This window comes from Prevotella sp. E15-22, assembly GCF_023204875.1.
GTDB lineage: Bacteria > Bacteroidota > Bacteroidia > Bacteroidales > Bacteroidaceae > Prevotella.
Map to the genome: position 1 here is coordinate 2,226,485 of NZ_CP096247.1, position 25,798 is coordinate 2,252,282.

The 25,798-nt window shown below is 46.8% G+C and carries 24 protein-coding genes and 1 tRNA gene; 9 read left to right on the forward strand and 16 right to left on the reverse strand.

All coding sequences use genetic code 11. The features are described 5' to 3' along the window. Positions 1-15 precede the first annotated feature (15 nt). From M1D30_RS09115 to M1D30_RS09125, 3 genes are read left to right on the forward strand one after another with little or no spacing between them, the layout of a single operon-like run. On the forward strand, positions 16-2,097 hold the full coding sequence (locus M1D30_RS09115) for a DNA topoisomerase 3 (RefSeq protein ID WP_248503226.1): 2,082 nt from the start codon (positions 16-18) through the stop codon (positions 2,095-2,097). Continuing rightward, positions 2,098-2,895, forward strand: coding sequence for a hypothetical protein (locus M1D30_RS09120; RefSeq protein WP_248503227.1), 798 nt, complete (start codon positions 2,098-2,100; stop codon positions 2,893-2,895). It abuts the gene before it with no gap. Between the two features lie 48 nt (positions 2,896-2,943). After that, positions 2,944-4,980: an OmpA family protein gene (locus tag M1D30_RS09125; protein WP_248503230.1), complete on the forward strand. Its 2,037-nt coding sequence runs from the start codon at positions 2,944-2,946 to the stop codon at positions 4,978-4,980. Here the strand turns inward: M1D30_RS09125 and M1D30_RS09130 are convergent. The 3 genes from M1D30_RS09130 to M1D30_RS09140 are packed head-to-tail and all read right to left on the reverse strand — an operon-like array spanning position 4,925 to position 6,464. Next, positions 4,925-5,260 (reverse strand): DUF5056 domain-containing protein, encoded by a 336-nt coding sequence (locus tag M1D30_RS09130; protein WP_248503231.1) that lies wholly within the window; start codon positions 5,258-5,260, stop codon positions 4,925-4,927. The genes M1D30_RS09125 and M1D30_RS09130 overlap by 56 nt on opposite strands. Continuing rightward, the gene (locus M1D30_RS09135) at positions 5,244-5,777 is read right to left on the reverse strand and encodes an RNA polymerase sigma factor (protein WP_248503233.1); all 534 of its coding nucleotides are present in this window, start codon (positions 5,775-5,777) and stop codon (positions 5,244-5,246) included. Before M1D30_RS09135 ends, M1D30_RS09130 begins: the two co-directional genes overlap by 17 nt. Before the next feature lie 3 nt (positions 5,778-5,780). After that, on the reverse strand, positions 5,781-6,464 hold the full coding sequence (locus tag M1D30_RS09140) for a DUF6249 domain-containing protein (RefSeq protein ID WP_248503235.1): 684 nt from the start codon (positions 6,462-6,464) through the stop codon (positions 5,781-5,783). A gap of 97 nt (positions 6,465-6,561) precedes the next feature. Here M1D30_RS09140 and M1D30_RS09145 point away from each other — a divergent pair, with 97 nt between their 5' ends. Beyond that, positions 6,562-7,824 (forward strand): hypothetical protein, encoded by a 1,263-nt coding sequence (locus M1D30_RS09145; RefSeq protein ID WP_248503237.1) that lies wholly within the window; start codon positions 6,562-6,564, stop codon positions 7,822-7,824. On the opposite strand, the gene M1D30_RS09150 is transcribed toward M1D30_RS09145, so the two are convergent. Both M1D30_RS09150 and M1D30_RS09155 read right to left on the reverse strand, forming a co-directional pair. Continuing rightward, positions 7,814-10,672 carry a family 43 glycosylhydrolase gene (locus M1D30_RS09150; protein WP_248503239.1) on the reverse strand — a complete coding sequence of 953 codons (2,859 nt, stop codon included), beginning with the start codon at positions 10,670-10,672 and terminating at the stop codon, positions 7,814-7,816. The two genes, M1D30_RS09145 and M1D30_RS09150, sit on opposite strands and share 11 nt — an antisense overlap. Positions 10,673-10,775: 103 nt before the next feature. Next, entirely contained in the window at positions 10,776-11,486 is a 711-nt protein-coding gene (locus M1D30_RS09155) for an SDR family NAD(P)-dependent oxidoreductase (RefSeq protein WP_248503240.1), read from the reverse strand. 183 nt (positions 11,487-11,669) lie between these two features. Between M1D30_RS09155 and M1D30_RS09160 the strand changes: the two genes are divergently transcribed. From M1D30_RS09160 to M1D30_RS09170, 3 genes are read left to right on the forward strand one after another with little or no spacing between them, the layout of a single operon-like run. Beyond that, positions 11,670-12,464, forward strand: coding sequence for a thymidylate synthase (locus M1D30_RS09160; protein ID WP_248503243.1), 795 nt, complete (start codon positions 11,670-11,672; stop codon positions 12,462-12,464). 49 nt (positions 12,465-12,513) lie between these two features. Next, complete coding sequence (locus M1D30_RS09165; RefSeq protein ID WP_248503244.1) at positions 12,514-14,013, forward strand: HAMP domain-containing sensor histidine kinase; 1,500 nt, start codon at positions 12,514-12,516, stop codon at positions 14,011-14,013. Between the two features lie 36 nt (positions 14,014-14,049). Next, a complete protein-coding gene (locus M1D30_RS09170; protein WP_248503245.1) occupies positions 14,050-14,526 on the forward strand; it encodes a dihydrofolate reductase in 477 nt (158 codons plus the stop codon). Positions 14,527-14,583: 57 nt separating this feature from the next. Here the strand turns inward: M1D30_RS09170 and M1D30_RS09175 are convergent, their stop codons facing one another. From M1D30_RS09175 to M1D30_RS09210, 8 genes are all read right to left on the reverse strand, one after another. Then, the gene (locus M1D30_RS09175; protein ID WP_248503247.1) at positions 14,584-15,063 is read right to left on the reverse strand and encodes an Lrp/AsnC family transcriptional regulator; all 480 of its coding nucleotides are present in this window, start codon (positions 15,061-15,063) and stop codon (positions 14,584-14,586) included. Positions 15,064-15,158: 95 nt separating this feature from the next. Then, entirely contained in the window at positions 15,159-15,611 is a 453-nt protein-coding gene (locus M1D30_RS09180; RefSeq protein ID WP_248503249.1) for a biopolymer transporter ExbD, read from the reverse strand. Beyond that, positions 15,608-16,174 carry a biopolymer transporter ExbD gene (locus M1D30_RS09185; RefSeq protein ID WP_248503250.1) on the reverse strand — a complete coding sequence of 189 codons (567 nt, stop codon included), beginning with the start codon at positions 16,172-16,174 and terminating at the stop codon, positions 15,608-15,610. Before M1D30_RS09185 ends, M1D30_RS09180 begins: the two co-directional genes overlap by 4 nt. Positions 16,175-16,347: 173 nt before the next feature. Beyond that, positions 16,348-17,130 carry a MotA/TolQ/ExbB proton channel family protein gene (locus tag M1D30_RS09190; protein ID WP_248503251.1) on the reverse strand — a complete coding sequence of 261 codons (783 nt, stop codon included), beginning with the start codon at positions 17,128-17,130 and terminating at the stop codon, positions 16,348-16,350. Positions 17,131-17,245: 115 nt separating this feature from the next. Beyond that, positions 17,246-17,336 (reverse strand) — tRNA-Ser (locus M1D30_RS09195). 83 nt (positions 17,337-17,419) lie between these two features. Next, positions 17,420-18,208, reverse strand: coding sequence for a TatD family hydrolase (locus M1D30_RS09200; RefSeq protein WP_248503253.1), 789 nt, complete (start codon positions 18,206-18,208; stop codon positions 17,420-17,422). Between the two features lies 1 nt (position 18,209). Beyond that, positions 18,210-19,184, reverse strand: a complete 975-nt coding sequence (locus M1D30_RS09205) for a polyprenyl synthetase family protein (RefSeq protein WP_248503254.1) — start codon at positions 19,182-19,184, stop codon at positions 18,210-18,212. Positions 19,185-19,204: 20 nt separating this feature from the next. Beyond that, positions 19,205-19,897, reverse strand: coding sequence for an energy transducer TonB (locus M1D30_RS09210; protein ID WP_248503256.1), 693 nt, complete (start codon positions 19,895-19,897; stop codon positions 19,205-19,207). Between the two features lie 111 nt (positions 19,898-20,008). On the opposite strand from M1D30_RS09210, the gene porQ reads away from it, so the two are divergent. Further along, positions 20,009-20,974, forward strand: a complete 966-nt coding sequence (porQ, locus tag M1D30_RS09215) for a type IX secretion system protein PorQ (RefSeq protein ID WP_248503258.1) — start codon at positions 20,009-20,011, stop codon at positions 20,972-20,974. Next, entirely contained in the window at positions 20,971-21,657 is a 687-nt protein-coding gene (gene cmk / locus M1D30_RS09220) for a (d)CMP kinase (protein WP_248503265.1), read from the forward strand. The genes porQ and cmk overlap by 4 nt, the downstream gene beginning before the upstream one ends. Here cmk and M1D30_RS09225 read toward each other — a convergent pair. Genes M1D30_RS09225 through meaB form a run of 3 tightly spaced genes read right to left on the reverse strand, consistent with a single transcriptional unit; the run spans position 21,647 to position 25,768 of the window. After that, complete coding sequence (locus M1D30_RS09225; RefSeq protein WP_248503267.1) at positions 21,647-23,824, reverse strand: S8 family serine peptidase; 2,178 nt, start codon at positions 23,822-23,824, stop codon at positions 21,647-21,649. The two genes, cmk and M1D30_RS09225, sit on opposite strands and share 11 nt — an antisense overlap. After that, the gene (locus tag M1D30_RS09230; RefSeq protein ID WP_248503269.1) at positions 23,814-24,671 is read right to left on the reverse strand and encodes a 4-hydroxy-3-methylbut-2-enyl diphosphate reductase; all 858 of its coding nucleotides are present in this window, start codon (positions 24,669-24,671) and stop codon (positions 23,814-23,816) included. The genes M1D30_RS09225 and M1D30_RS09230 overlap by 11 nt, the downstream gene beginning before the upstream one ends. Next, entirely contained in the window at positions 24,668-25,768 is a 1,101-nt protein-coding gene (gene meaB, locus M1D30_RS09235) for a methylmalonyl Co-A mutase-associated GTPase MeaB (RefSeq protein WP_248503272.1), read from the reverse strand. Before meaB ends, M1D30_RS09230 begins: the two co-directional genes overlap by 4 nt. Positions 25,769-25,798: the final 30 nt, after the last annotated feature.

A 25,798-nucleotide genomic window follows, 5' to 3' on the forward strand; every position in this document is an offset into this window, starting at 1 on the left:
AAATAAAAAAAAAGAATGATTGTATGCATTGCAGAGAAGCCAAGCGTTGCAAAAGACATTGCAAGAATTATCGGTGCAACGACCTCGCACGACGGCTATATGGAGGGCAATGGCTACCAAGTGACATGGACTTTTGGTCACCTGTGTGAGTTAAAAATGCCCGAAGACTACACACCCGTTTGGAAATCGTGGAGTCTGTCGGCACTGCCAATGATTCCACCCAAGTTCGGCATCCGACTAAAGGATGACGAAGGCATCAAGAAGCAGTTTGCCACCATTGAACGACTGATGTCGAAAGCCGACAGCATCATCAACTGCGGTGACGCCGGTCAGGAAGGTGAACTTATTCAGCGTTGGGTGATGCAGAAAGCACAAGCAAAATGTCCTGTTCAACGTCTTTGGATTTCATCCATGACCGATGAGGCTATACGCGAAGGTTTTGCTAATCTGAAAGATCAGAATCAATATCAGTCGCTATATCTTGCAGGACTCTCACGTGCCGTTGGCGATTGGCTTTTAGGAATTAACTGCACGCGCCTATATACTATTAAATATGGTCAGAACCGACAGGTACTGAGTATCGGTCGTGTTCAAACCCCTACCCTGGCACTCATCGTCAACCGCCAAAAGGAGATTGACAATTTTAAACCAGAGCCATATTGGGTGCTGGCCACTGTATATCGTGACACGACATTCACAGCCACCTCTGGGAAATTCACATCAAAAGAAGAAGGCGAGCAGGCCTTTGCCACCATTGAAGGGAAGCCCTTCGAAGTAACAAAAGTTGAGAAGAAGAACGGCAAAGAGGTGCCACCATCACTCTACGACCTAACCTCATTACAGGTAGATTGCAACAAAAAATACGGTTTCTCTGCAGAGATGACGCTGAACCTTATTCAGCAGCTCTACGAGCAGAAGTTGACCACTTATCCTCGTGTGGACACAACCTTCCTTCCTGATGACGTCTACGGCAAATGTCCACAAACCATGAACGGACTCTTCCAAGTAAAGTTTGCAGGACAGTCGCCTTATGCAGAGTTAGTACGCCCTTTGGGCGGCAAACCACTGCTCAAGTCAAAGAAAGTATTCGACTCTTCGAAGGTCACCGATCACCATGCCATTATTCCCACAGGCATTGTGCCCCAGAACCTCACCGATTTGCAGCGCAAGGTGTACGACCTCATTGCGCGAAGATTTATCGCGGTCTTCTATCCTGATTGCAAGTTTGCACAGACAACGGTATTAGGAGAAGTTCGTTCTGCAGCAACAGAGTCGCAACCCACAGAGCAAACCGTCGAGTTCAAGGTAACCGGCCGTACCATTCTGGATGCCGGTTGGCGTGCTGTCTATGCCAAAGACACGCAAACCGACGACGAGGACAAAAAGCCCGATGAAGAGGAGCGCACACTACCCGATTTCCAGAAAGGCGAGAAAGGACCACACACGCCAACCCTGACCGAAAAGATGACTACACCTCCAAAGTTCTATACAGAGGCCACTCTGCTGCGCGCCATGGAAACAGCAGGAAAACTGGTTGAGGACGAAGAGTTGCGCCGTGCCATGAAAGAGAACGGTATCGGTAGACCATCAACACGAGCTGCCATTATCGAGACCCTCTTCAAACGCCGCTATATTAAAAAGGAACGCAAAAACCTGGTAGCAACGCCCACAGGCATAGAACTCATTGACTTAATTCGCGAGGAGCTCCTCAAAAGCGCCGAATTAACAGGTATCTGGGAAAAGAAACTGCGCGACATCGAAGCTGAGAAATACGATCCAAAACAGTTCCTTGATGAACTGAAACAACAGGTAAGTGATATCGTGATGCAGGTGATGGGCGACCAAAGCAATCGTCGAGTACCAATAGAGGTGGAACAGCCCAAGGCTGACAACAAATCTAAAGCCAAAGGTGAGACAAAAAAGCCAAGAACATCACGCAAAAAAAAGACGGAGCAATCAGCCGCGCCCACCGATCCTCTGATAGGAAAGCCCTGTCCCGTATGCGGTCAAGGCACTATTATCAAAGGTAAAACAGCCTATGGCTGCTCACGCTGGAAAGAAGGATGTACGTTCCGTCAACCGATAGAAGATAAATAAATGGAAATCATAGAACAGGTACTCGTTGCCAAGAATCCCAAGAAGAAAAGCGAGGACGGCATTGTCGTCACGAAAGATTATATTGCCGTTATTGACGGTTCAACATCGAAGACCAACCGACGTTATAGCCTTTTTCGCAGTAATGGTCGTTACGCCATGCAGATTATCAGCCGCTTTATCCGCCAGGCCAAAGGGAATCTCACGTGCCAACAGTTCTGCAATGATGTCTCGCGTGCTATTGCCAGCCACTATAAGAAGAGCGATATTGCACATTTAGCCGAGCATCCTGAAGAACGACTCACGGCATCGGTTATCGTGTTCAGCCGACTAAACAGAGAGATTTGGATGATTGGTGACTGTCAGTGTTTGGTGGGCGATACGTATTATGACAACCCCAAACCCTATGAACAAGAACTGGCCGAGCAGCGAGCTGCCATCATTAACCAGCACAAGGAAGCAACTGAACAATTCCTGGAACACGACACAGCTCGCGAAGCCATCATTCCCCGCATGCTTGAAGCCATGAAACAGCAGAACAAAGATTATGCTGTAGTCGATGGATTCTCCATTCCGCCACAGCATGTCCGCGTCATCACGCTCGACTTCCAGCCATGGGACATTGTGTTAGCCAGTGATGGCTATCCTTTTCTGGAGTCAACCCTTGAGGCCTCAGAATCACGCCTAGACTGGCAACGCAAGAACGACCCCTTGAACATTGGCGAGTTTAAAGCCACAAAGGCCTTTGCCTTAGGCAACAACTCATTCGACGACCGCGCCTACATCCGCTTTCGAGTGTGAGTTTCGCTCGAACACAATAAAAGAGAGTGGCCTACGTTATAATAAGGTATGCGCAAACTATTCAATATCATATTTGCAGGCATGACCTGTCTCCTCATTATGGGATGTGGAGCCGATGCGGCCATGAGAAAGGGCGACAAATTCTTCGCCTTAGGAGAATACTATGATGCTGCCACGCAATATAAGAAAGCCTACTCGCAAACAAAATCAAAAGAAAAGCCCCTGCGCGGTCAACGTGCGCTGAAGATGGCCGACTGCTATCGTCGCATCAACTACACACAGAAAGCCATTGCATCCTATAATAATGCTGTACGCTACAAACAGGTTGACTCAACAGCATTATTACACCTAGGACGTCTGCAACTGAAGAACGGTTCATACAAAGAAGCCGAGAAAACCTTTGTGATGTTGCAAGACTCCATGCCCCAGAATATTTTAGTAAAGAACGGACTACAATCAGCCCGCATGGCTCCCAAATGGAAGTCAGAAGCACAATATTCTGGCTATACAGTGAAGAAACAAGAGTTATTTAACTCTCGCCGTGCGGAGTATTCACCCGTATTGGCAGGCGATGATTATAGCCAATTATATTTCAGTAGCACACGTAACCAGGCCAAAGGCGATGAATTAAGTGGCATCACAGGTACGAAGAATGCTGATATTTTCTTCTCACAGAAAGACGACAAGGGGAAATGGTCGAAGCCAGAACCCATTGAAAGTGAGCTAAATACAGAACTTGACGAGGGAGCCTGCGCCTTTACGCCCGATTCCAAGACCATGTATCTTACACTCTGTAAGACTGATCCCAGCTATCCCCGCTTTGCTCAAATAGTCACTGCCCAACGAAGTGACGCCTCATGGAGCAAAGCCACACCCCTTGAAATAACCAAAGACACATTGTCCACTTTCGCCCATCCGGCAGTATCACCAGACGGCATGTGGCTCTATTTTGTCAGCGACATGCCTGGCGGAATGGGAGGCTACGATATATGGCGCATACAGATGACCAGTCATGGACTTATCGGACTGGAAAACCTTGATGCCCCCATCAACACGCCAGGCAACGAGATGTTTCCAACCTTCCGCCCCAACGGCGACCTCTATTTCTCAAGCGATGGTCACCCTGGCTTTGGAGGATTAGATGTCTTTATTGCCAAACCAGACAGCACTCACTGGGAGTTGGAGCATCCAGGTGCACCACTAAACTCTGCTGGCGACGACTTCGGCATGACATTCGAAGGTCTGCACAACCGCGGTTATTTCTGCTCGAACCGTGGCGATGCACGCGGCTGGGACCACATCTACTCGTTTGAGAAGCAAGAGGTGGTGCAAACGGTGAAGGGCTGGGTGTACGAGAAAGACGGTTATGAGTTGCCCGAGGCATTGGTTTATATGGTAGGAAACGATGGAACAAACCTCAAGCTAAGCGTCAAGGGCGACGGATCGTTCACAGAATATATTAAACCTGGCGTAGACTATGTATTCCTTGGTACCTGTAAAGGATATCTGAACCATACTGAAGAGTTGCGCGTAGAGCCCGTGCTCGAGTCAGAAGAATATGTCTTGCAGTTCCCATTGGCCTCGATCACTGCCCCCGTACTCATCGACAATATATTCTACGACTTTGACAAAGCCACACTGCGACCAGAATCTACGGAAGCCCTCGACAAGCTAATCAGTCTGCTTAACGAGAACCCCAATGTCACTATCGAATTAAGTGCACATACTGACTACCGCGGTTCGGCATCCTATAATGAGCGTTTGTCACAGCGCAGAGCCGAGAGTGTGGTAAACTATCTTATAGAGCATGGCATCGCAGAAGACCGTTTGTCGCCCATGGGCTATGGAAAGATGAAGCCCAAGGTTATCAAACGCAAGTTAACAGAAAAATATCCTTGGCTGAAGGAAGGCGATGTGCTGACAGAAGAGTTTATCCGCGCCCTTGACGACGAGGAGAAACAAGAGATATGCAACCAGTTGAACCGCCGTACAGAGTTTATCGTACTACGTACAACCTATGGCATGGCTGTTACACCTGCATCCGCTCCATCCGATGCACCAGCTCAAGCAGAGCCAAACAAGTAATCACCCCTAACGTCATGAAGCATGGAATGGGATGAATATCACTCCATGAGAAAGTGTATACCATCTTGATAACACTTACCAGCAATGGCTGCCATCCCTCAAAGACAAAGAAAAGGACAATGCCAAGGACAGCACAGAAAAAGGTCCACCAATGCGACAGGCACATAGCCCTATCAGGGAGTTGACGCATCACCTTCTCTGTAAAACCCTCGTCATCGATATGCTGCTGTCGGGCAGGTTCAAAGAATTTCTCAAGTAAACTATTATCTATTTCCGTCATATCCATTAGCTTTAAGGTAATTTGTTAGTTTCTCCTTTCCCCTGCGAAGATGACTCTTCACAGTATTGGCAGGCATTCCCAGTATATTCGCTATCTCATCAATCGAATAACCATCAATCAACTGCAGGGTAACGCAGGCGCGCTCATCTTCCTTCAACTGAGCCAGCGCTGTGCGGATATCCATTTTGAGCGAGGCAGAAGAGGTATAAGAGGACGCTGGCTGCTGGTCGTGCGTCAGTTCCGTCTTCTTTCGCTTATAGTCATAGAACACATTATATGCAATGCGAAAGAGCCACGTTTGAAACGAGGCTATACCCTTGAACTGCGTGATGTGCTCGTAGGCTTTCAGGAACGTGTCCTGTGCCAAGTCGTCGCTCAGCGTTTCGTTGCCCAACGTAAGGTTAAGCAGGAATCGGCGCACAGGCGACTGGTATTTCCTAACCAGTTGATCGAACGCCCGCTGGTTGTGGAACACCGCCACCTGTGCTACAAGAGTGATATCGCTGAACGACTTCATTGATTACTTCTGTTCCTCTGAAGTTGTTTCTTCTCTGTTCTGACGATAATATTGGTCACGCAATTCCTGCTCCTTTTTTCTCTTCATGACATTATGTCCAATGGCCATATTGCCAAAGCCCAATATCATCACAAAGCCACCGATGGCCAATCCCAGTCCATCAAGAATGAACCACAGCAGAAGGGCGAGACCAGCACCCACAAATACCTGCCTGATACCTTTGTTCCACAGATAATCGTCGCCACCAGCACAAGGTGTTCCCATGGCATCCAAAGGGATCGTCTTACCATTCTTGATAGCCATCTCCATAAGTTTCATTTTCTCCCTGCGGTTCCTAAAGACAAAATAGAGAATAATGCCTATCAAGGCCACAGGCGCTAATATAAAGATGATGATAAGCACCACAATCACAAAAAACATGCCACCGATGCCATCTAACAGCACATTCTCCACGCCCATCTTCTCCATCAGCGAGGTAGAGTTAGCATGTTCCCACTCATCCCAATCGTCCCAATCATCTGCATCGTCCCAGTTACCCATGGCAGCAGTCATGGCAGAATCGAGCGAGGTTGTGTCTGAATAGGCCACCACCTGACGGCTAGCAGAGTTCTTGGGTGCGGCCTGAACAGAAACGGCCATCACTTGAAAGGTGAATACAAGCGCTAAAGTCCATAAAATCTTTTTCATATCCATATCCTTTTTTGTTTTATTTCCGTATGTTTGACGTATCTTTTTCCTAATAAGTTGCAAAGGTGCGTTTTTTTTTTTAATTTTGCAAGCAATTATGCAATTACCTGCAGAATTCATACAGACCACAGAGGCCTTGATGGGCCGCGAACGCTTCGAACAATACCTGCATTCGTTCGAAGAAGACACCCCAGTGAGCATACGTCTGAACCCCAAGAAGACATCGGCAGAAAGATGTCTGAAGGATGATATGGTGCCTGTTCCATGGTGTCGCAATGCCTTCTATCTGAAAAGCAGACCCAACTTCACGTTCGATCCGCTGTTTCATGCCGGATGCTATTATGTTCAGGAAGCCGCATCCATGTTTCTCGACCAGGCCTTGCGCCAGCATCTGCCGAATACCGTTAACATGGCACTTGACCTTTGTGCAGCACCAGGCGGCAAGTCAACCCTCCTGCGTGCAGTATTACCAGAGGAATGCGTGCTCTATAGTAATGAGCCCATGCGCAACAGGGCCAGCATTTTGCTGGAGAATGTCCAAAAGTGGGGCTATGCTAACCATCACGTCACGAACCTCTTTCCCAAGGACTATCGGAAGTCAAAGATGAAGTTCGACGTGATTCTGTGTGATGTTCCCTGCTCGGGCGAAGGCATGTTTCGCAAAGACGAGGCCACCATCAAGGAATGGAGCACACAAAACGTGGAGAAATGCTGGCAGTTACAACGTGACATTGTGAGTGAAGCCTGGCAGTGCCTCAACGAAGGTGGCTTACTTATATATAGTACGTGTACCTTTAATACAAAGGAAAACGAGGAGAACGTCCGTTGGATGATGGAAGAACTGGGTGCCAAGGTACTGCCCGTTGACACCAAGACGGAATGGAACATCACTGGTTCGCTACTCGATGGTTTCAACGAACCCGTATATCGCTTTATCCCAGGCATTACACGAAGCGAGGGACTCTTCATGTGTGTCCTTCAGAAACAACAGTACCAAGATGAGTACCAAACTTTGGTAGCGTCAGTACCAAGCCTTGGTAGCCAGGCTACCAAGCGTCGGTACTCAGGCTACCAAGGCTTGGTAGCCACACTACCAAGGCTTGGTAGTGAGGATACCAAAAGTGGGTACCCACAATACCCATTATCTTATCAACAGGCAATGGCCTATCTGCGTCACGAAGCTATTATGTTATCACCTGACACGCCTCGCGGACTGGTGGAGGTATGCTTCATGAATCACCCACTTGGTTTGGTAAAAAACATTGGGAACCGTGCCAACAACCTCTATCCTAAGGAATGGCGCATCAAGACAACGCACGTACCTCAGGACTACGAGCCTGTGCTTCGTTTCATGGACTAACCCTTTGCGTAAAATCATCGAACGAGGCCTTTCCACTGTTTCCATAGCAGAAAAGTCCCACACGGATGCCTTTCCAATAGCCAGAACGCATGGGGAAGGCATCGCCTACTTTTACGAAATGAATTCCATCGGTGCTATAGAAGAACTGATGCCTATTGGCCACACAATCATTTTGAACGCGCACCCAGAGCTTCTGGAACTTGCCCTTTTGGATGACCTCGCGCTGTCCTTGAGACTCAACAAAGACACCTTCTTTACACAAGCCAATGCCCCTGAAGTATTTCCCACTACAACAAAGACCAGCATAACAATGGCCCGCAATGGTGAGCAATGTGGTACTCTCACTCTGATAGCCCACAACTTTCTGCGTTAGCATATTTCGACAGAGTTTCAAACTGTCGGCAGGAAGGGCTTTCAGCGTCAACCAACCCTTTTTCTCCTTCAGGCTCCAATGAGTGTCAACAGAATTGTGGTTCCACTGCCATTGCAGTCCCAGGTCAGTTCCATTGAAGTCGTCAGCAGTCTGGGGCAGGAATGCTGACGACGATGCTATGGGCTTTTGCCATTCCGCCACAGGTTCACCAACACCATTGCCGTCATAGTCTACACCCATCAGGGGCCAATCGTCCTGCCAGCGAACGGGTTGCAAGTGGACCACACGCCCTAAGACTGGCGTCTCCTGAAAATGATAAAACCACCAACTGCCGTCAGGAGCATCGACCAGAGCGCCCTGATGAGGACCATTAACATTGGTAGAGCCCTGTTCCAGCACGATTTTCCGTTCGTATGGTCCATAGATATTTTTTGAGCGAAGCACCGTTTGCCATCCTGAGGTAACACCTCCCTCTGGAATAACCAGATAGTAATAGCCATGGCGTTTTAGGAATTTAGTACCTTCGGCCACAGGCCCCTCATAGACAGTGATGCCGTCGTCAAGCAGTTGCCTGCCGTCGGCCGACATACGGTGAATGATGATGGGACCTGCGCCATAGCGACTACGGCCAAGATATGCACTGCCGTCCTCATCCCAGAAAGGACATGGGTCTTCCCACTTCTCCACACGCTTAACCAGATGCAAAGGGGCCCAAGGTCCATGCGGATCTTTCGCCGTGCTCATATAAAGACCTTCTTCTGGGGTACAGAAATAGACGTAGTAGAGGCCGTCGTGATAGCGAATAGCAGGCGCCCACGAACCACCTGCATAGTGTTTATTATCATCCCATCCTGGTGCATCGAAACGATGGTATATCTGACTGATATACTGCCAGTTGACCATATCTTCAGACTCCAGCACCTGCATGCCCAGGAAATGAAAATCGGAGGCGACCATATAATATTTCTCACCTACGCGGATAACGTCAGGGTCTGAGAAATCAATATTAAGCACAGGGTTACGGTAGGTGCCGTCGCCCTGATCGCCCCACCCCTCGGCATCCACACGAACAAAGTCCGGACGGGCATCGGGGGCTTCCGTTCTGACTTCGACGTTATCGAAGTGTATATGACGGGTGTGACGCAGATAAAAACCCTTGGCAGGCAGGTTGCCCCACATCGTAGCCTCTGGGTAGGCCTTTTCTTTCTCATTGACAATGGAATCATTGATGGCTTTGAGGTCACCTTCTTTCACGCCTCCCTGATGATGGATGGAGATATTCGAGAGCCACACGTTGCGCACAGGATAGCCAGGCAGACCTGTGATAGAACAGCCCACAGCACCTGCATTTCGAATCTGAAAGTTATCCAAACGGATACCGTCGATACGGCCCACGTGGTCAATAGGAATCAGTTCTGAAATGGTATCATCATTGCCTTTTCCACTTAGTCCTTTGGCTGTTTCTCTCAGTTGATAGCCTCGTCCGCGATTGCCCAAGCGAATGAAGATGGGCGACTCAGTGCCTTCAACGGTGAAGTCTGAAGCACTGACATTCTCGAGCAAGCCACCATCAACAATCTCGAGCGAGAGGGCGGAAGTGCCTATTTTCGAAGGAGCGCCAAAGAACTGACTGGACTGGTCGCTACTGGGTTTCACCACAATACCACTGATATTGATATTGCGGAAGCCACCGTTGGTCTCTGTGCCCAGCTTCACGGCATTGCAATGACTGGATATCACGCAGTCGCTAATAAGAATATTCTCGCAAAGACGGGGCGAGGTACTCTTCAGTGCGATACCATCATCGTCGCTGTCGGCCATGACACCCCTGACGATGACCTCATGACAGCCATCGATATCGACTGCATCGTTGTTATAGTTGTTGCGATTGAATACCTTGATGCCGTCTATTCTCACACGGTCGCAAGCCAGGTAGTGCTGCATCCAGCAACCAGAGTTCTTGAGGGTAACATCTTTGATAATGATGTCCTGACTCTGGATAAAACGAATGAGATGTGGACGAGTGATACCCTCATCGTTCCAAGTGAGTTTTTTGAAGGCGCGTCCTCGTCCGTCGATGGTGCCAAAGCCATCAATCACTACATTCTTCACCTTATCGGCATAGATCAACTGAATGGTTGATGTCTGTGTGCGCAATGAGATGTAGTCGGACTTCATCGGCAGGTAGTCCTTCAGGTCTGTACTGCCATAGAGCGTAGCCCCTTGTTCAAGGTAGAGGTGAACGTCAGACTTCAATACGATGGAACCTATCTTATACTGGCCCGTGGGCACCACCACTCTGCCGCCTCCCGCCTTCGCACAGTCGTCTATCGCCTGCTGCACGGCTTTCGTACTGAGCACCGTGGTATCCGCCTTTGCACCATACGCCACAATATTATAATCGCGTGCCTCTGCCTTTCCTGCCCATATCGACAGGACGAGCATAGCCATCAAAAAAGGTTTCCTCATCATCATAGTTTTGGTTTATGTGTGCAAAGATAGTATTAAACAAAAGAAATGCAAAAGAAAAACGAACTTTTCTCTTGCATTTCTTATCGAAAATTGTTTTTATAATTACTTACTCCTCTACGATTGGATAAAGTTCGATGAACTCACCCTGATGGTTTTGTCCGTCATTAATCAGTTCGGCAGTTTTCTGACCTACTGTCTCGATATCGTGGAAACCAGGCAGAGACATATTGCCATTCAGGTCGGTGGTGGTAGGACCTGGATGTACTGAGAAAATCTCTACGGACGTTTTGCTCTGCTGGAATTCTATAGCCATCACCCCCATCATGGCATTCTGGGCTGCCTTACTGGCTACATAAGCCAACGGATGCCAGTAGGGACTGATTTCTGAAGGCACGGTGATATTCACGATGCGACCATTGTTGCTGGTCAATATTGGGAGCAGGGCTTTCGTCAGCGCCCATGTGCCAATGAAGTTCACGTCCAGTGTCTCGCGAATATCGCTCAACTCCGTATGAGCACTATCCACACTCATATCGCCAGGAATGCCGGCATTGTTGACAAGGAGTGAAAGGCCAGGATATTTCTCACTGATTTCCTTTGCCGCCTGACTGACACCATTCAGGTCCTTCAGTTCGATATTCACATAGCCCAACACATTGATGCCTGCTGCCTTCAGTTCGCTGATAGCCTTTTCTGCACGCTGCTCGTTGCGCGCACCAAGAATCACGTTCCATCCGCTTAATCCCAGATGCTTTGCAATGCCAAAGCCGATGCCCTTGTTGGCACCTGTCACCAAAACAATCTTTTCGTTTGCCATTTCTTTGTTTCTGAATTAAAAAACTTACTGCAAAGGAACTCATTTCTCACTGCACCACCAAACATTGTTCCTATCATGCAAAAAAGAACTGCAATTTGGCTAAGTTAAATGAAATAAATGCCTTTTTGTTTTGCATTTCAATTGCTTTGCACTACCTTTGTACCATAAAAACAAAAAACTTAAATGAAACAATACCTTGACATACTGGACCGTATACTGAAAGAAGGAACGCAGAAAGGCGATCGCACTGGTACGGGCACATTGAGCGTCTTTGGCACACAGAGTCGTTATGACCTGAGCAAGGGTTTCCCTCTGCTCACCACAAAGAAGTTGCATCTGAAGTCTATTATCTATGAGTTGCTGTGGTTTCTGAATGGCGACACAAACGTGAAGTACCTTCAGGACAACGGTGTAAGAATCTGGAACGAGTGGGCCGATGAGAATGGTGAGCTGGGGCCTGTCTATGGACATCAGTGGCGTTCATGGCCCGACTACGACGGAGGCACGATAGATCAGATAAAATATGTGGTGGATCAGATTAAGAACAACCCCAATTCGCGTCGTATGATTGTGTCGGCATGGAACGTGGCTGAAGTGAATAAGATGGCGTTGCCTCCCTGTCACACAATCTTCCAGTTCTATGTAGCTGATGGCAAGTTGTCATTACAGCTCTATCAGCGTAGTGCAGATACCTTCTTGGGTGTACCCTTCAATATCGCATCGTATGCCCTATTGTGTATGATGATGGCGCAGGTATGCGGATTAAAACCTGGTGAGTTCATTCATACCACAGGCGACACGCATCTGTATCTAAACCACCTGGAGCAGGCCCGCCTTCAACTGACACGCGAGCCACGACCACTGCCCACAATGAAGATTAATCCAGATGTGAAGAGCATCTTCGACTTTAAGTACGAGGACTTCCAATTGGAAGGCTACGATCCGTGGCCCCACATCAAGGCAGAGGTATCTGTTTAAATTTAAAATGTAACGAAAATGACAATTTATAATTTAACATCATATTGCCATGAATAAGAGAATCTTTGTTATACTTTTCGGTCTGCTCGTTTGCGGTATTATCAGCGCACAGGAAAAGAGCGAGTTGCAGAAACAAGCCGAGGCTGTTGATGCTAGTCAGAACATAGCGAAGGCACGTTCTTTGTATATCCATGCCTTCAACGATTATGCCAGCAAAGGCCAAACCAAGCTGGGAGTAGAGTGTGGCGTTAAGGGCGCTGCCATGTACTATAAGGAAAATTTCTACAAAGAAGCTTTCGACCTGCTGCGTCGTATTGATCAGGTGATTAATGCCGACTCCAAATTGGCAAACAGCGAGAAGGCTGCCATGCACTATCTGGCAACCAAGGAACGCATGCAGATGTACATGAAGATGAGAAGAAGCGAGAGTGCAAAAGACCAGCTCAACATTTTGGAGGGACTTACCAGACAAGCTGGTGACGAGAGCATTGACAACGACCTGCTGTATAGCAAAGCTATCTTCTATTACACTTTCGGCCAGAATGCTCAGGGCAATGCAGTGTTCCAAGAGATGGCTGCCAAGCTCACAGCATCAAAGGAATACGATAAGGTTGACGAGGTATATCAGACGCTGATAGCTAATGGTCGTCGTTCTGGCAATGCCAACATGGTGGCCCAGTCGTATAGCAACTATATTGCTTGGAAAGACTCTGCCAATGCCATGAAGGTGGCCGATCAGATTGGCGCTTTGAATAAGCAGATTGCCGACCACGAGGCCACTATCGAAGAGAAAGACAGTTCACTGGCCAGCCGACAGGCCATCATCATCAGTCTTGGCGTTCTGGCAGCCATCCTGGCAGGTGCGTTGGTGGTGGGTACCATCATCCTGCTGCGCTTCATCGTATTGACACGCAAGCAGAAGAAAACGATTCAGTTGGCCAACGAGACCAATGCTCTGAAGGCTAAGTTTATCAGTAATATCTCGTCTCACCTGGAACCAAGCCTTAAGAAGTTGGATGCTAACAATGCCAACGTAAAGGCTATGCTCAACTTTACCAGTCATATTCAAACATTGTCTGAGTTGGAGAACACCCCTCAAGAGGCTGTGGTACTGGAAGAGACACAGATTCACCCGTTCTGCGAGTCTATCATGGAACAAATCAAGGATAAAGTGAAGAGCAATGTCTCTCTGTCGGTGAATGCTCAGAAGATGAGTGTTAGCATCAACAAAGACTATGTCACACACATTCTGCTCCACTTGCTGAACAATGCTGCAAAATACACATCAGAGGAAGGTGTTATCAGTCTGGAGTTTAAGAAACGCAGTCCACACACCTATCAGTTCCTTGTATCAAACACGGGCGAGGCAATTCCCGAAGAGAAACGTGATGACCTGTTCAAGCCGTTTGTAGAGATGCATGATCTGACCAAGGGTGATGGTTTGGGCCTGCCCATTTGCAAACAGATGGCACTAAAGATGAATGGTGATTTGGAACTTGATCCTAAGTTCACCAAAGGAACGCGATTTGTTTTAGACCTGCACGTATAATGATGCTTTGCGCATAAAAAAACTACGCATAGAAAAATGATTAATATGATTGCTGCCGTGGCTCGTAACAGGGCCATCGGCTTTGAAAACAAGCTGATATACTGGCTGCCCAACGACCTCAAGCGTTTTAAAGCCCTGACAACAGGACACACCATTGTTATGGGACGAAAGACATTTGAGAGTCTGCCAAAAGGTGCGCTACCCAACCGTCGCAACTGCGTGCTGACACGCAGCCTCAATGAATTGCCCGGCTGCGAGTGTTTCAACGATTGGGACAGTTTCATCAAGTCATGCAAGGCTGACGAGGATATATATATAATAGGTGGAGCAAGCCTCTATCGCGATCTGCTGAACAAGGCCGACCGTCTGTGTCTAACCGAAGTAGACGACACGCCCGCACAAGCAGACACATTCTTTCCTGACTACAGCGAATGGAAAGAGATCTGGCGAGAAGAGCATCCTATAGACGAACGTCATGCGCAGGCCTACAGTTTTGTTGACTACGTCAAATAGATAACAAAAAAGCGTGAGCAGGATGCTCACGCTTTTTCATTTGTCTTTCACCCAAAATTAATCGTCCATATCCATCATCTCCATGATAGGCAACTGACGCTCGAATGCTGAATGGAAAGAGATCAGTGTCTGTGAACTGCTAAGACCTAAAGGCTGCAGTTTATCATGAATAATGGTGAGCAGATGATGATTATTCTGCGCATAAATCTTAATGAACATATCAAAGTTACCAGTGGTATAGTGACACTCGGTAACCTCAGGAATCTGCTTCAACTCTGCAACAACGGTATCGAAGTCCTCAGGGTTCTTCAGATTCAGCCCAATAAACGCACAGGTTTCGTAGCCTAACTTCTCGGGCTCAATAATAAACTGCGAACCATTCAACACACCCATATTCGTGAGTTTCTGAATACGCTGATGAATAGCTGCACCACTAACATCACAAGCTCGTGCCACCTCCAAGAATGGGATACGAGCGTCGGCTGCAATAAGTTTTAGAATTTGCTTATCTAATCCGTCAAGTTTTTGATTTGCCATAATACATTTTCTTTTATTGAACATGCAAAGTTAACAATAAAAAATGATAATAGCAATAATTTATGTAGAAAAAACTTGTAAAAAGCGACAATTTGTTACTTTTTTGACGCAGAGTAGTTGATTTTTAAAGCAAATGACTCTTGTAATGCCTGTTTCACCCCAGAAATAATAGCATATGGTACATCGCGGTCGGCCTTAATGGAGACTGTCATACGAGGCTGGTCTTCCGATGACATTTGCGAGCGTTCCTGCTCAACATAGGCTTTGATATCATCAATCGTAGCCAACTTGTTGTTCAACTGGATATAGAAACTGTCAACGGGTGCACCTGTCACACGGCCGATATAGACATAACTGACAGCAGACTTATGATTCAACTTCTGAAGTTCCGTACCCTGAGGCACTTGATAACGCACCTGAGGATCCACATCACGCATATGAGTGACAATCATAAAAAAGAAGAGGACGGTAAAAATCAAGTCGGGCAAGGCTGCCGTATTAAGACCCGGCATTTCACGGCGACGACGGCGGAACACTCCTCTTTTCATCTGGCACCTCCTTCCTGACTGATTGTCTGTTCACTAATACGCTGAGGATAGACCATACCAATGGCATCGCGCTGTTCTGTACTACAGGCATTTAATGGACGTCCAAAACGACGCATAGCCAATTGATTACGCAGGTTGTTATAACCCTGAACAATAGCATTCTGCATTTGAAAATAGGCATCATAAGTAGCTTCAGGATGAACATCAATCATAATCACATGACGATCGCTAACCTGACAAAGTCCAAGCAAATGAACCTCACGCTTACTTTTCTCTGGAAGAAGAGGATCATTCTTTGCGTTGTCCACAAATTCCTCCACACGCATTGACAAGTCATCAATCTTAAGAGATTCACCATTGCATGTCAACAAGCCATCAGCACCAAGTACAAGGCAAAGTGCATTGCGCTTTTTGACAACAACCTCTTGTTCTTGAGTATGATCTTCAGGAGTTGGCAACTGACGGGGAAGTCCCCAGTCGCTATCCATTGAGGAAGTAACAAGGAAGAAGATCAACAGCATGAATGAAATATCGGCTGTTGAAGTCGTGTTCAGACCTGGCATCTCTCTTCTTCTACGTGCAAACATCAGCAAACGACTTGTAATCCTATTAGCTTAATATGCTTAATCGTTATGCGTGGTATACTGATGAACAACAGACCACACAACCAGTACCGCCAGCACTGCCATCAGCACATATATCGTATAGAGCAGAACGTCAATCATAATACTTTCTTTTATGCGTTTGATGTTTTATGCTTTGCAATGATATCCATGAGGTTAATGGCACCTTCCTCCATCTGCATGGTAAGGCGGTCAATACGAGTATTGACAAAGTTATAAAACACCTGCAGGATAAGTGCCACAATGATACCGAAAATTGTAGTAATCAACGCCACTTTCATACCTTCGGCCACGATAGTAGGACTGATATCACCTTCTGCCTGAATCTGATCGAAAGCCATAACCATGCCAATCACCGTTCCAAGGAATCCGAGCGAAGGAGCAACCGCAATACATAGTTTAATCCATGAGCATCCCCTTTCAAGACGTGCAGTAAGAAGACTACCATAACTAATGATGCTACGTTCAATGTCCTCTGCACTTTCGTTTATATGAAGGAGGCCCTGATAACAGACACTGGCAACAGGTCCGCGTGTATCACGACAAATAGACTTGGCGCCTTCCACATCGTTTGCTTCTACCTTCTTTTCAATATCGGCAAGCAACTTCTTCGTATTGATCTCCGAGAGTGTCAAATAGATAATACGTTCAACACAAAGGGCCAAACCTAACACCAGCACAAAAGCTACCAATGACATGTACTTAGGATCACCCTCAACAAACTTGTTTTTCAGTTGATCATGAAACCCTAACTCGCCATCATTGGCCATAGCCTCTATGGCTGCCATATCATCTGCACCAACTAACGAGTCAATGGGCAACGCATCCTGCGCCTGCATTGTCATTCCCAGTATCAACATAACAGTTAACACAAGGACCATTTTCAGTCTATTCATCTTACTCATTATAAAATCAGGGGAAGAGCGGAGAGAACATTTCGCCTAAAAGCTTTGAACCTGTTCTTCCTGGCGGAGAGAACATTTCGCCTAAAAGCTTTGAACCTGTTCTTCCTGGCGGAGAGAACAGGATTCGAACCTGCGAACCGGTTTTGCCGGTTACACGCTTTCCAGGCGTGCCTCTTCAACCACTCGAGCACCTCTCCTTACTGTTAAGCGGATGCAAAGGTAATAAAAAAAGTGAAGAGAGAAGAGCGTAGAATGAAGAATGTCGATTTTTTAATATTCTTTATATTTTTACATCAAAGACACGTACGACATTCTCGTTGGTTTTTCTTGCTAATTCTTCCTCGTTTATACCATAAGCTTCGGCCATGCGCTGCAGTACATACTGAACATAGGAAGGCTCATTACGCTGTCCACGCATCGGCACGGGTGCCATATAGGGAGCATCCGTCTCAAGAACAATACGATCAAGAGGAACGACCTGCGGAAGGACATCAGGCAGGTGACTCTTTTTAAACGTCAACACCCCGCCAACACCTAAAACGAAACGGTCAAACCGCAACAACTCCGCAGCTTCCTTCTCATTGCCTGTGAAACAATGAAATACTCCTCCTGGCAAATCTTGGGCATACTTCTTGAGTATGGAAACCATCTCGTTCTGTGCTTTGCGACAATGAATCATCAAAGGCAACTGCATGTCAATAGACCAACGGACTTGTTCCTCAAAAGCTTCCAACTGCTCTTTCTCAAACTCACGGCTCCAATAGAAATCTAGCCCCACCTCACCTATAGCTATTACCTGAGGTGTAAAGAGCTGTTTGATGGCACCCAACTGTTCGCGCCAATCACCACGAACTTCCTCAGGATGCAAGCCAACCATAGGATAAAGGTAATTAGGATATTGCTGGCAAAGATGCAAAATACGCTGAGAAGACGGCATGTCTATGGCAGGAAGGAAGATTGCCTGACAGCCAGCCTCACGCGCTCTCTGCATCACCTCTTCCCTATCCGCATTAAATTCTTCGCCATCCAAATGGCAATGCGTATCAACATACATCACAGCCTTCTCCATATTACTTCTCGCGATGCATCATAGCATTTGTATATTGACGAAGCACTTCCTTGCGATCACTTGAAACATTTACCTGCTCCAACAACTGTTTGCCTTGTTCAAAATAGAAGTTAATCTTTTCCTCGCAAAGTTGGCGAATTCCTATCTCATCATAAAGGCGCGTTACAGCTGCCACCTTCTCGGCACGGTCAAACTGTTTTGCCTCTATCCATTTCAACAATTCGGCACGCTGAGCATCGTTAGCACGGTTCACAGCATTAATGAGCATGTAGGTTTTCTTATTGGAAGTGATATCGCCACCAATAGCCTTTCCAAAAACTTTCGGATTGCCATAGACATCCAGCAGATCGTCTTGCAACTGAAAGGCTAGACCAATTTTCTCTCCAAACTGATAAAGCAAATCAGCATCCTTGTCAGAAGCGCCAGCAAGAAGAGCGCCCATTTTCAGCGCACAAGCCAGCAAAACACTTGTCTTCAGACGAATCATCTCAATATATTCATCTTCTGTCACATCGCAACGCGATTCAAAATCCATATCAAATTGTTGTCCTTCACCTATCTCCAATGCTGTTTCTGTGAAAAGATGAAGAACCTGTGGCAAGAACTGCGCCTCACACTGAGCCACACGCTGATATGCCAATACCAGCATAGAGTCGCCACTGAGGATAGCTGTATTTGCATCCCATTTCTTGTGAACAGTAGGACAGCCTCGACGTACATCAGCATTATCCATCAGGTCGTCATGGAGTAATGTATAGTTATGATAAGTCTCTAAACCCAAAGCAGGCATTAGGATCGTCTCAGGATTATCCTTAAAGAGATTATAACTCAACAACATCAATACTGGACGAATACGCTTTCCACCCAAAGAAAGCACATAACGGATAGGTTCATAAAGAGATGTTGGCTTACGATTGTAAGACAAGGATTCCAAACCTTGATTCACCACTTTTAAAATCTCAGCAGAAGTCATCATTACTATATCGGTTTTAAGAATTACATTTTAAAAACGACAGGAATACAAACCTTTGTACGACAAGGCTGGTCGTTTTGTACGCCTGCAGTCCAACGAGGCATCATACGTAACACTCGCAACACCTCACGATCACACATAGAATTGAGTGATTTAACAACCTTGAAATCAGTCAAAGACCCATCTTTATTGACAATAAACTCAGCAACAACCTTGCCCTGTATCTTACGTTCCTGAACTACAGGAGGATACTTCAGATTGCGTTGCAGCCATTTCATCATCTCGACAGCGCCTCCAGGAAACTGAGGCAAGTCTTCCACCACACGGAAACTAATCACCTCGTCCTCTTCTGGTTTGGAATTATCCTGTTCTTCATCGTCCAAGGCACTCATATCGTTGTTCATATCCGTCTCCACAGGCTCGTCATCCGACAATGGTTCGCTTTGCTTCTCCTCGTCAGCAACCACTAGTTTCTTGGCGGGTTCTGGTTCTGCTTTGGGAGCCAATTCCAGTTCATTTTCCGGACGCATCAATGACGACAGGTCCTCGTCCATAGAGAACATATCCAACAAATCCGGATCGTCCAAAGGGTCGTCGGGTTCGACGCTGTAGTTTAGGCCTACAAACATGCATGAAAGCGCAACAATCAGGCCTAACGCGAATCTTCCGAACCATCCGCGCTCCAAATCAGCTTTTCTACTTTTCTTCGCTTCCATCGGGGTGCAAAGGTACGAAGAAGTGAGCAAAACACAAAACGAAAAATTACTTTTCTTTTTGTAATATGTGGTTTATTTCGTATCTTTGTGCCCGATTTCTTACAGAAGAAGATGAAGAAAGTAGTTCTTACCACAGCCATCACGTTGCTTGCACTTCACACAGAGGCGCAGGACAGCCAGACTGTTTTCAACTTTCTAAGACTACCCATCAGCGCCCATGCCGCAGCATTAGGAGGCGACAATATTTCATTATGCGACGATGATGCGTCACTGGTGTTCCATAATCCCGCACTTGTCAACAATGTCAGCGACCGCACTTTAGGTCTCAATATGATGACATACATGCAAGGATCTGTCACTGGAAGTGCATCTTATTCACAAGCCTTTGGAAGCCGTGGTACTTGGGGACTTCAAGGGCGTTTCATCAACTATGGCGAAATGAAGGAAACGACCTACGACAACCAACAAACAGGAACATTTAATGCTAAAGACTTTGCCGTTGGCGGAACTTTCGCATACGGACTCACAGAACATATCAATGGCGGCATTACTGCCAAAATGGTTGCCTCGTATATCGGTCATAACAATTCCATAGCGGCAGCTGTAGACTTAGGCCTCAACTACTACGACGCCAATACCGAATGGAGCATTGGAGCCGTAGCCCGCAATTTGGGCGGACAACTAACGGCCTATGAGGATGATTTTGAGCGCATGCCCCTTGACCTCCAAGTAGGTATCACCAAGCGCCTCATTGGCTCACCTTTACGTTTCTCCGCTACATTAGTACGCCTAAATGATTGGCAATACGGAATAGGAAAACATCTTGTATTGGGAGCTGACCTGATGTTATCTAATCAATTCTACATAGCAGCTGGATACAATGCTATGCGAGCCTCAGAAATGAAGATTGCAGACGGTCAAGATAAGAGCGGAGAAAGTTCTGGTGGCAGTTCTCATGGCGCAGCACTTTCGTTGGGTGCTGGCATGACGCTTGAGCGACTTTCCCTTCACATTGCTTATGGAAAATACCATGTAAGCAGCGCATCCTTGATGATTAACTTCTCGTATATATTATGAAAAAAATTACTATAGCTATTGATGGTCATTCGTCGTGCGGAAAAAGCACAATGGCCAAAGACTTGGCCCGCAAAGTGGGTTATGTATATGTTGATACTGGTGCCATGTATCGTTGTGTCACGCTGTTTGCCTTACGCAACAATCTGTTTAATGCCGACGGCAGCGTACTTGAGGAGCAATTGCGCCAGGCCATGCCAGAAATTAATATTGACCAGCGACTGATTGATGGCAAAACCACCACGTTTCTTAATGGCGAGAATGTGGAACTTGAGATTCGTAATCTTGAAGTAAGCAATCACGTAAGTCCCATCGCTGCCATCCCTTTTGTACGTACAGCACTCGTAGCTCAGCAACAGAAGATGGGATTGGAAGGTGGCATCGTGATGGATGGTCGCGACATTGGCACCACTGTATTCCCCAATGCCGAACTGAAAATCTTTGTGACGGCCTCAGCAGAGGTACGTGCCCAGCGCCGTTTTGAAGAGTTGCAAGCGAAAGGCATGCCTGCCGACTATGCTGATATTCTAAAAAATGTGCAGGAGCGCGACTACATCGATTCACATCGTGACGTATCTCCCCTCCACCAGGCTGACGATGCCATTTTGCTCGACAATAGTCACATGACCATTGAAGAACAGAACAATTGGCTGATGGAACAGTTTGAGAAAGCTTCTAAAGCTTAATCAATGTTGATCCATCATATTTTGAAGAACCATTGATTTGGACAGCATAGATTCCAGAAGGAAGATAACTAACAGGAACGGCATAGTCCGTCTGCCCTGCATCAAGAGCGGTTGCCTTCACAAGGTGACCGCTCATATTATATATACATATATTTAAAGGTGCAGACAACAATTCTGGCAACACAACACGAACTTGTTTTCCAGAACTAAAGACACGGGCCTTCGTATGCTGCTGCGAAATAGCAGGAACGCCATCTATACCTAATATATATAATAGTCCACGATAAACATCTATCTCACCATAGCCATATTCGTTGTTGGGCCATAACAATGACTCATCATAATGACGGGCGGTATGACTCAGCACAGTCTTTATCTCGTCAGGAGTCAAATCCGGCTTTGCCTGCAACCATAAAGCGATTGCACCAGCCACAGCCGGACATGCCATTGAAGTGCCACTGTTACTGTTCCAGGCATAAGTACGTCCTTTAAAATCAAAGCACTCCACATTCCACGTCAAGTCTCTGTTGTTTGGATGACTCTCCATATAATAAGAACTGTATGACGAGATAATATTATTACCAGGTGCCATCACGTCCGGCTTCATACGTCCATCAAAAGTAGGACCGACCGACGATGGCTCCACACGCACACCTCCGTGTCCTGGCCAGTACTTTTTCCACTCGCCATTTAGGTTTTGAATACTATCGCGATAAGATGTAGCACCTACACAGATGACACATGGTGCACTAGAAGGCGAAAGGATGCTATGTGATCCATCTCCCGCATTGAGCAAAGGATTCAAATCGTTAGCCACCATTTGACCATTCATCCGATAGCACTCCACATCGGCCTCACGTCCGAGCACTTCGACAGACACAGGACACTCCATACCGACACCTTTTGACGAGGACAACGTAACATCATAACAAACTTCCTGGGAATCATAGCATGATGGATAAGCCTCCGTCATAACAGAGAGAACCTGTTCTCCACTCTGTGAGGCAACGTAAAGCACGGAGTCTGGCTGAGCCAAAACATCGGAAGTACTCACTTCAAGTGTATCACGTTGGGCAGAATAGGTAACGAAGCGTAAACGGAAATGACGTGAAGCTTTAAATGTCAGCAACATATCCTGTTCAGGATGAATAACGAACGTTCCCATAGAGACTTGGCCTACTGGTTTTCGAAACCACGACTTCAGCCACGCATTGTTTCCTGCTGCCGACACAATGATACGTCCTGGTCCTACAAGACTATCAAGCAGTTCATAGTACAACTGATCATAGCCCCAAAAATCCTGCATAGACCCTTCACTAAATGAGACCACACAAGGTTTTCCGACACTGTTAGCATAATCAAACAGATACTTAAAGCCCAATGCGTCTGTGGCAAAGGTATATTTATAGATATCAGCAGAATCGATATAAACATAATCGTCCACGACAGCATTCGCCACCAAACAAATATCAGCTTCGGGCGCCATGCCGCGATAGGCTGATTGCCAGCCGCTACCAGCCGCAGTACCTGTAGTATGTGTGCCATGAGTCAGATCTAGACCATCGCGCGAATGACCTAATGATAAGAGCGCATCACGACCAACATAATCACGGCCGACAAACAACTGACTACCAATAGTGTCCTGTGTCACCATATCCCACAGTCGGTGGATACGGTATTGTGTGGTATCATTACTAAAGAATGTGGGATGAGTCAGATCGAACCCCACATCCATCACACCAACAACAACCCCTTGTCCAGAAAAAGCCTGAGGCAGATTCTGACCGACGTATGCAGGCAAGGCATTCAGATGGGCAGCCATCTGGTCGTTCGTCAGTTGTGTGCCCTGCCTGGCCTCCATTCTCAGAATGCGACGATCGAGCGAAAGAGCACCCAACTGACTAATCGGTATATTCACGATTCGTATCTGTCCGACACGAGTCAGTATCTGGCATCCTTTCTGCTGGAGAACTTCATCACCGCCATCGTCCACCTTCACGAAGGCACAGACAGAGGTAGGCTGAACGGAAGGAGAAAGACGTCTGACATTTGTCGATGAATGCGTCAAACGGCGTAATAAAGGTGACATCTTCGCATACTGAGGTCGCTGGGCAAAAACAGTCATGCTCAGCAACCACAACAGGACAATCAGATATCTATTTTTCAATGCTCAACAGTTTATCACGGCATTGTTCCATGAGCCATTTCGGTGTAGAAGTAGCCCCACAGATGCCAACAGTTTCAATATTCTTCAGCCACAACGGCTTTATCTCCTCAGGCCCTTCTATCAAATGGGTATTAGGATTCACGCGCAAGCACTCATTGTACAGTACTTTTCCGTTACTACTCTTTCTTCCACAAACAAAGAGAATCAAGTCATGACGCGCTGCAAACTGCGAGATATTCGGCATGCGGTTTGCCACCGATCGGCAGATGGTATCAAAACTCTGGAATGTAGCATCAGACGAGATATGACTTTGGATATACTCCGTGATACGATGAAACTCATCAAGCGACTTCGTTGTCTGACTATATAGATAGATGTCGCGAGAGAAGTCAAGTCTTTTCACCTCATCGAAGTTCTCTATGACAATGGCAGACGACTCCGTTTGTCCAACGAGTCCCAGCACCTCAGCATGACCTTTCTTACCAAAGATCACAATCTGTGCGGCACCTCGCTCATACTGTTGTTTGATACGATTCTGCAACTTCAACACCACAGGACATGTAGCATCGATAATTTCGATATTATTCTTCCGCGCCAGCTCATAAGTTGCGGGAGGTTCACCATGCGCACGCAGCAATACCTTCACATCGTGTAGATTCTTTAAATCCTCATGGTTAATAGTAACAAGTCCCATCTGCCTCAGCCGTTCACACTCCATGCCATTATGAACAATATCACCTAAGCAATAAAGCGTTTCTCCCTGTGCCAGTTCCTCCTCAGCTTTCTTGATGGCAGTGGTCACGCCAAAGCAGAAACCACTACCCGTATCTATCTCTATTTGTATCATCCTCTCAAACTATCAAAGTATTGTTTCAGCAAATCACCTGCTGCCACGAAACTCGTCTTGTGCCCTTGTAACACCATCTGCTCTGCCACTCTCAACTGCTCCTGTATCTGGGCGTTCTGGTAAAAGTCCTGACGTAACTGCTCGTTGATGGTCTCATACATCCAGTACTTAGCCTGCTCACTACGACGATAGTCAAAATAGCCATTGGCTTTCACAAAGTCGAAGTATTCATAAATCATATCCCAGATCTCCTTCACACCCGTACCATAGAAACCGCTATAACACAACACCTTGGGCAACCACCCACTCTCGGGCATCGGAAAGAAATGCAGGGCATTGCGGAAATTGGTTGCCGCCATCTGACAGCGGTCCACATTATCGCCATCACACTTGTTTATGACAATACCATCCGATATTTCCATAATGCCACGCTTGATGCCCTGAAGTTCATCACCAGTGCCAGCCACCTGAATAAGCAGGAAGAAATCAACCATCGAATGACAGGCCGTCTCGCTCTGGCCAACACCCACAGTCTCAACGAATATCTTATCGAAGCCAGCTGCCTCACAAAGGATAATGGTCTCACGTGTCTTGCGAGCCACGCCACCCAATGAACCTGCCGACGGACTAGGACGGATAAAGGAATCGGGATGAATAGCCAGCTTCTCCATACGCGTCTTATCTCCCAAGATGCTTCCCTTGGAACGTTCTGACGAAGGGTCGATAGCTAATACTGCCAGTCGTCCACCCTTCTCCTTCAGTAAATGAATACCAAACTCATCAATAGAAGTAGACTTGCCTGCGCCTGGAACGCCACTGATACCAATACGCACGCTGTTTCCACTATAAGGAAGACATTTTTCTATGACCTCCTGAGCCTTGGCTTGATGACTGGGATTCATGCTCTCTATCAGCGTCACCGCCTGACTGAGAATAGTAACATCACCTTTCACGATACCCTCAACCATATCAGCCACCGACAATTCACGTCGACGGAATCGGTTACGCTTCAGATAAGGATTGACTATAGAAGGCTGTTCGACGCCACTATTCACCTGCAGACCTGCATATTCACTACTATTCTCGGGATGTTCCATATTCTATATCTGAGAAATTCAAATTCTGCG

Coding starts and splice junctions, on each gene's coding strand:
- M1D30_RS09115 (WP_248503226.1), top strand. CDS start 16: ATGATTGTATGCATTGCAGAGAAGCCAAGCGTTGCAAAAGACATTGCA.
- M1D30_RS09120 (WP_248503227.1), top strand. CDS start 2,098: ATGGAAATCATAGAACAGGTACTCGTTGCCAAGAATCCCAAGAAGAAA.
- M1D30_RS09125 (WP_248503230.1), top strand. CDS start 2,944: ATGCGCAAACTATTCAATATCATATTTGCAGGCATGACCTGTCTCCTC.
- M1D30_RS09130 (WP_248503231.1), bottom strand. CDS start 5,260: ATGACGGAAATAGATAATAGTTTACTTGAGAAATTCTTTGAACCTGCC.
- M1D30_RS09135 (WP_248503233.1), bottom strand. CDS start 5,777: ATGAAGTCGTTCAGCGATATCACTCTTGTAGCACAGGTGGCGGTGTTC.
- M1D30_RS09140 (WP_248503235.1), bottom strand. CDS start 6,464: ATGAAAAAGATTTTATGGACTTTAGCGCTTGTATTCACCTTTCAAGTG.
- M1D30_RS09145 (WP_248503237.1), top strand. CDS start 6,562: ATGCAATTACCTGCAGAATTCATACAGACCACAGAGGCCTTGATGGGC.
- M1D30_RS09150 (WP_248503239.1), bottom strand. CDS start 10,672: ATGATGATGAGGAAACCTTTTTTGATGGCTATGCTCGTCCTGTCGATA.
- M1D30_RS09155 (WP_248503240.1), bottom strand. CDS start 11,486: ATGGCAAACGAAAAGATTGTTTTGGTGACAGGTGCCAACAAGGGCATC.
- M1D30_RS09160 (WP_248503243.1), top strand. CDS start 11,670: ATGAAACAATACCTTGACATACTGGACCGTATACTGAAAGAAGGAACG.
- M1D30_RS09165 (WP_248503244.1), top strand. CDS start 12,514: ATGAATAAGAGAATCTTTGTTATACTTTTCGGTCTGCTCGTTTGCGGT.
- M1D30_RS09170 (WP_248503245.1), top strand. CDS start 14,050: ATGATTAATATGATTGCTGCCGTGGCTCGTAACAGGGCCATCGGCTTT.
- M1D30_RS09175 (WP_248503247.1), bottom strand. CDS start 15,063: ATGGCAAATCAAAAACTTGACGGATTAGATAAGCAAATTCTAAAACTT.
- M1D30_RS09180 (WP_248503249.1), bottom strand. CDS start 15,611: ATGAAAAGAGGAGTGTTCCGCCGTCGTCGCCGTGAAATGCCGGGTCTT.
- M1D30_RS09185 (WP_248503250.1), bottom strand. CDS start 16,174: ATGCCAGGTCTGAACACGACTTCAACAGCCGATATTTCATTCATGCTG.
- M1D30_RS09190 (WP_248503251.1), bottom strand. CDS start 17,130: ATGAATAGACTGAAAATGGTCCTTGTGTTAACTGTTATGTTGATACTG.
- M1D30_RS09200 (WP_248503253.1), bottom strand. CDS start 18,208: ATGGAGAAGGCTGTGATGTATGTTGATACGCATTGCCATTTGGATGGC.
- M1D30_RS09205 (WP_248503254.1), bottom strand. CDS start 19,184: ATGATGACTTCTGCTGAGATTTTAAAAGTGGTGAATCAAGGTTTGGAA.
- M1D30_RS09210 (WP_248503256.1), bottom strand. CDS start 19,897: ATGGAAGCGAAGAAAAGTAGAAAAGCTGATTTGGAGCGCGGATGGTTC.
- porQ (WP_248503258.1), top strand. CDS start 20,009: ATGAAGAAAGTAGTTCTTACCACAGCCATCACGTTGCTTGCACTTCAC.
- cmk (WP_248503265.1), top strand. CDS start 20,971: ATGAAAAAAATTACTATAGCTATTGATGGTCATTCGTCGTGCGGAAAA.
- M1D30_RS09230 (WP_248503269.1), bottom strand. CDS start 24,671: ATGATACAAATAGAGATAGATACGGGTAGTGGTTTCTGCTTTGGCGTG.
- meaB (WP_248503272.1), bottom strand. CDS start 25,768: ATGGAACATCCCGAGAATAGTAGTGAATATGCAGGTCTGCAGGTGAAT.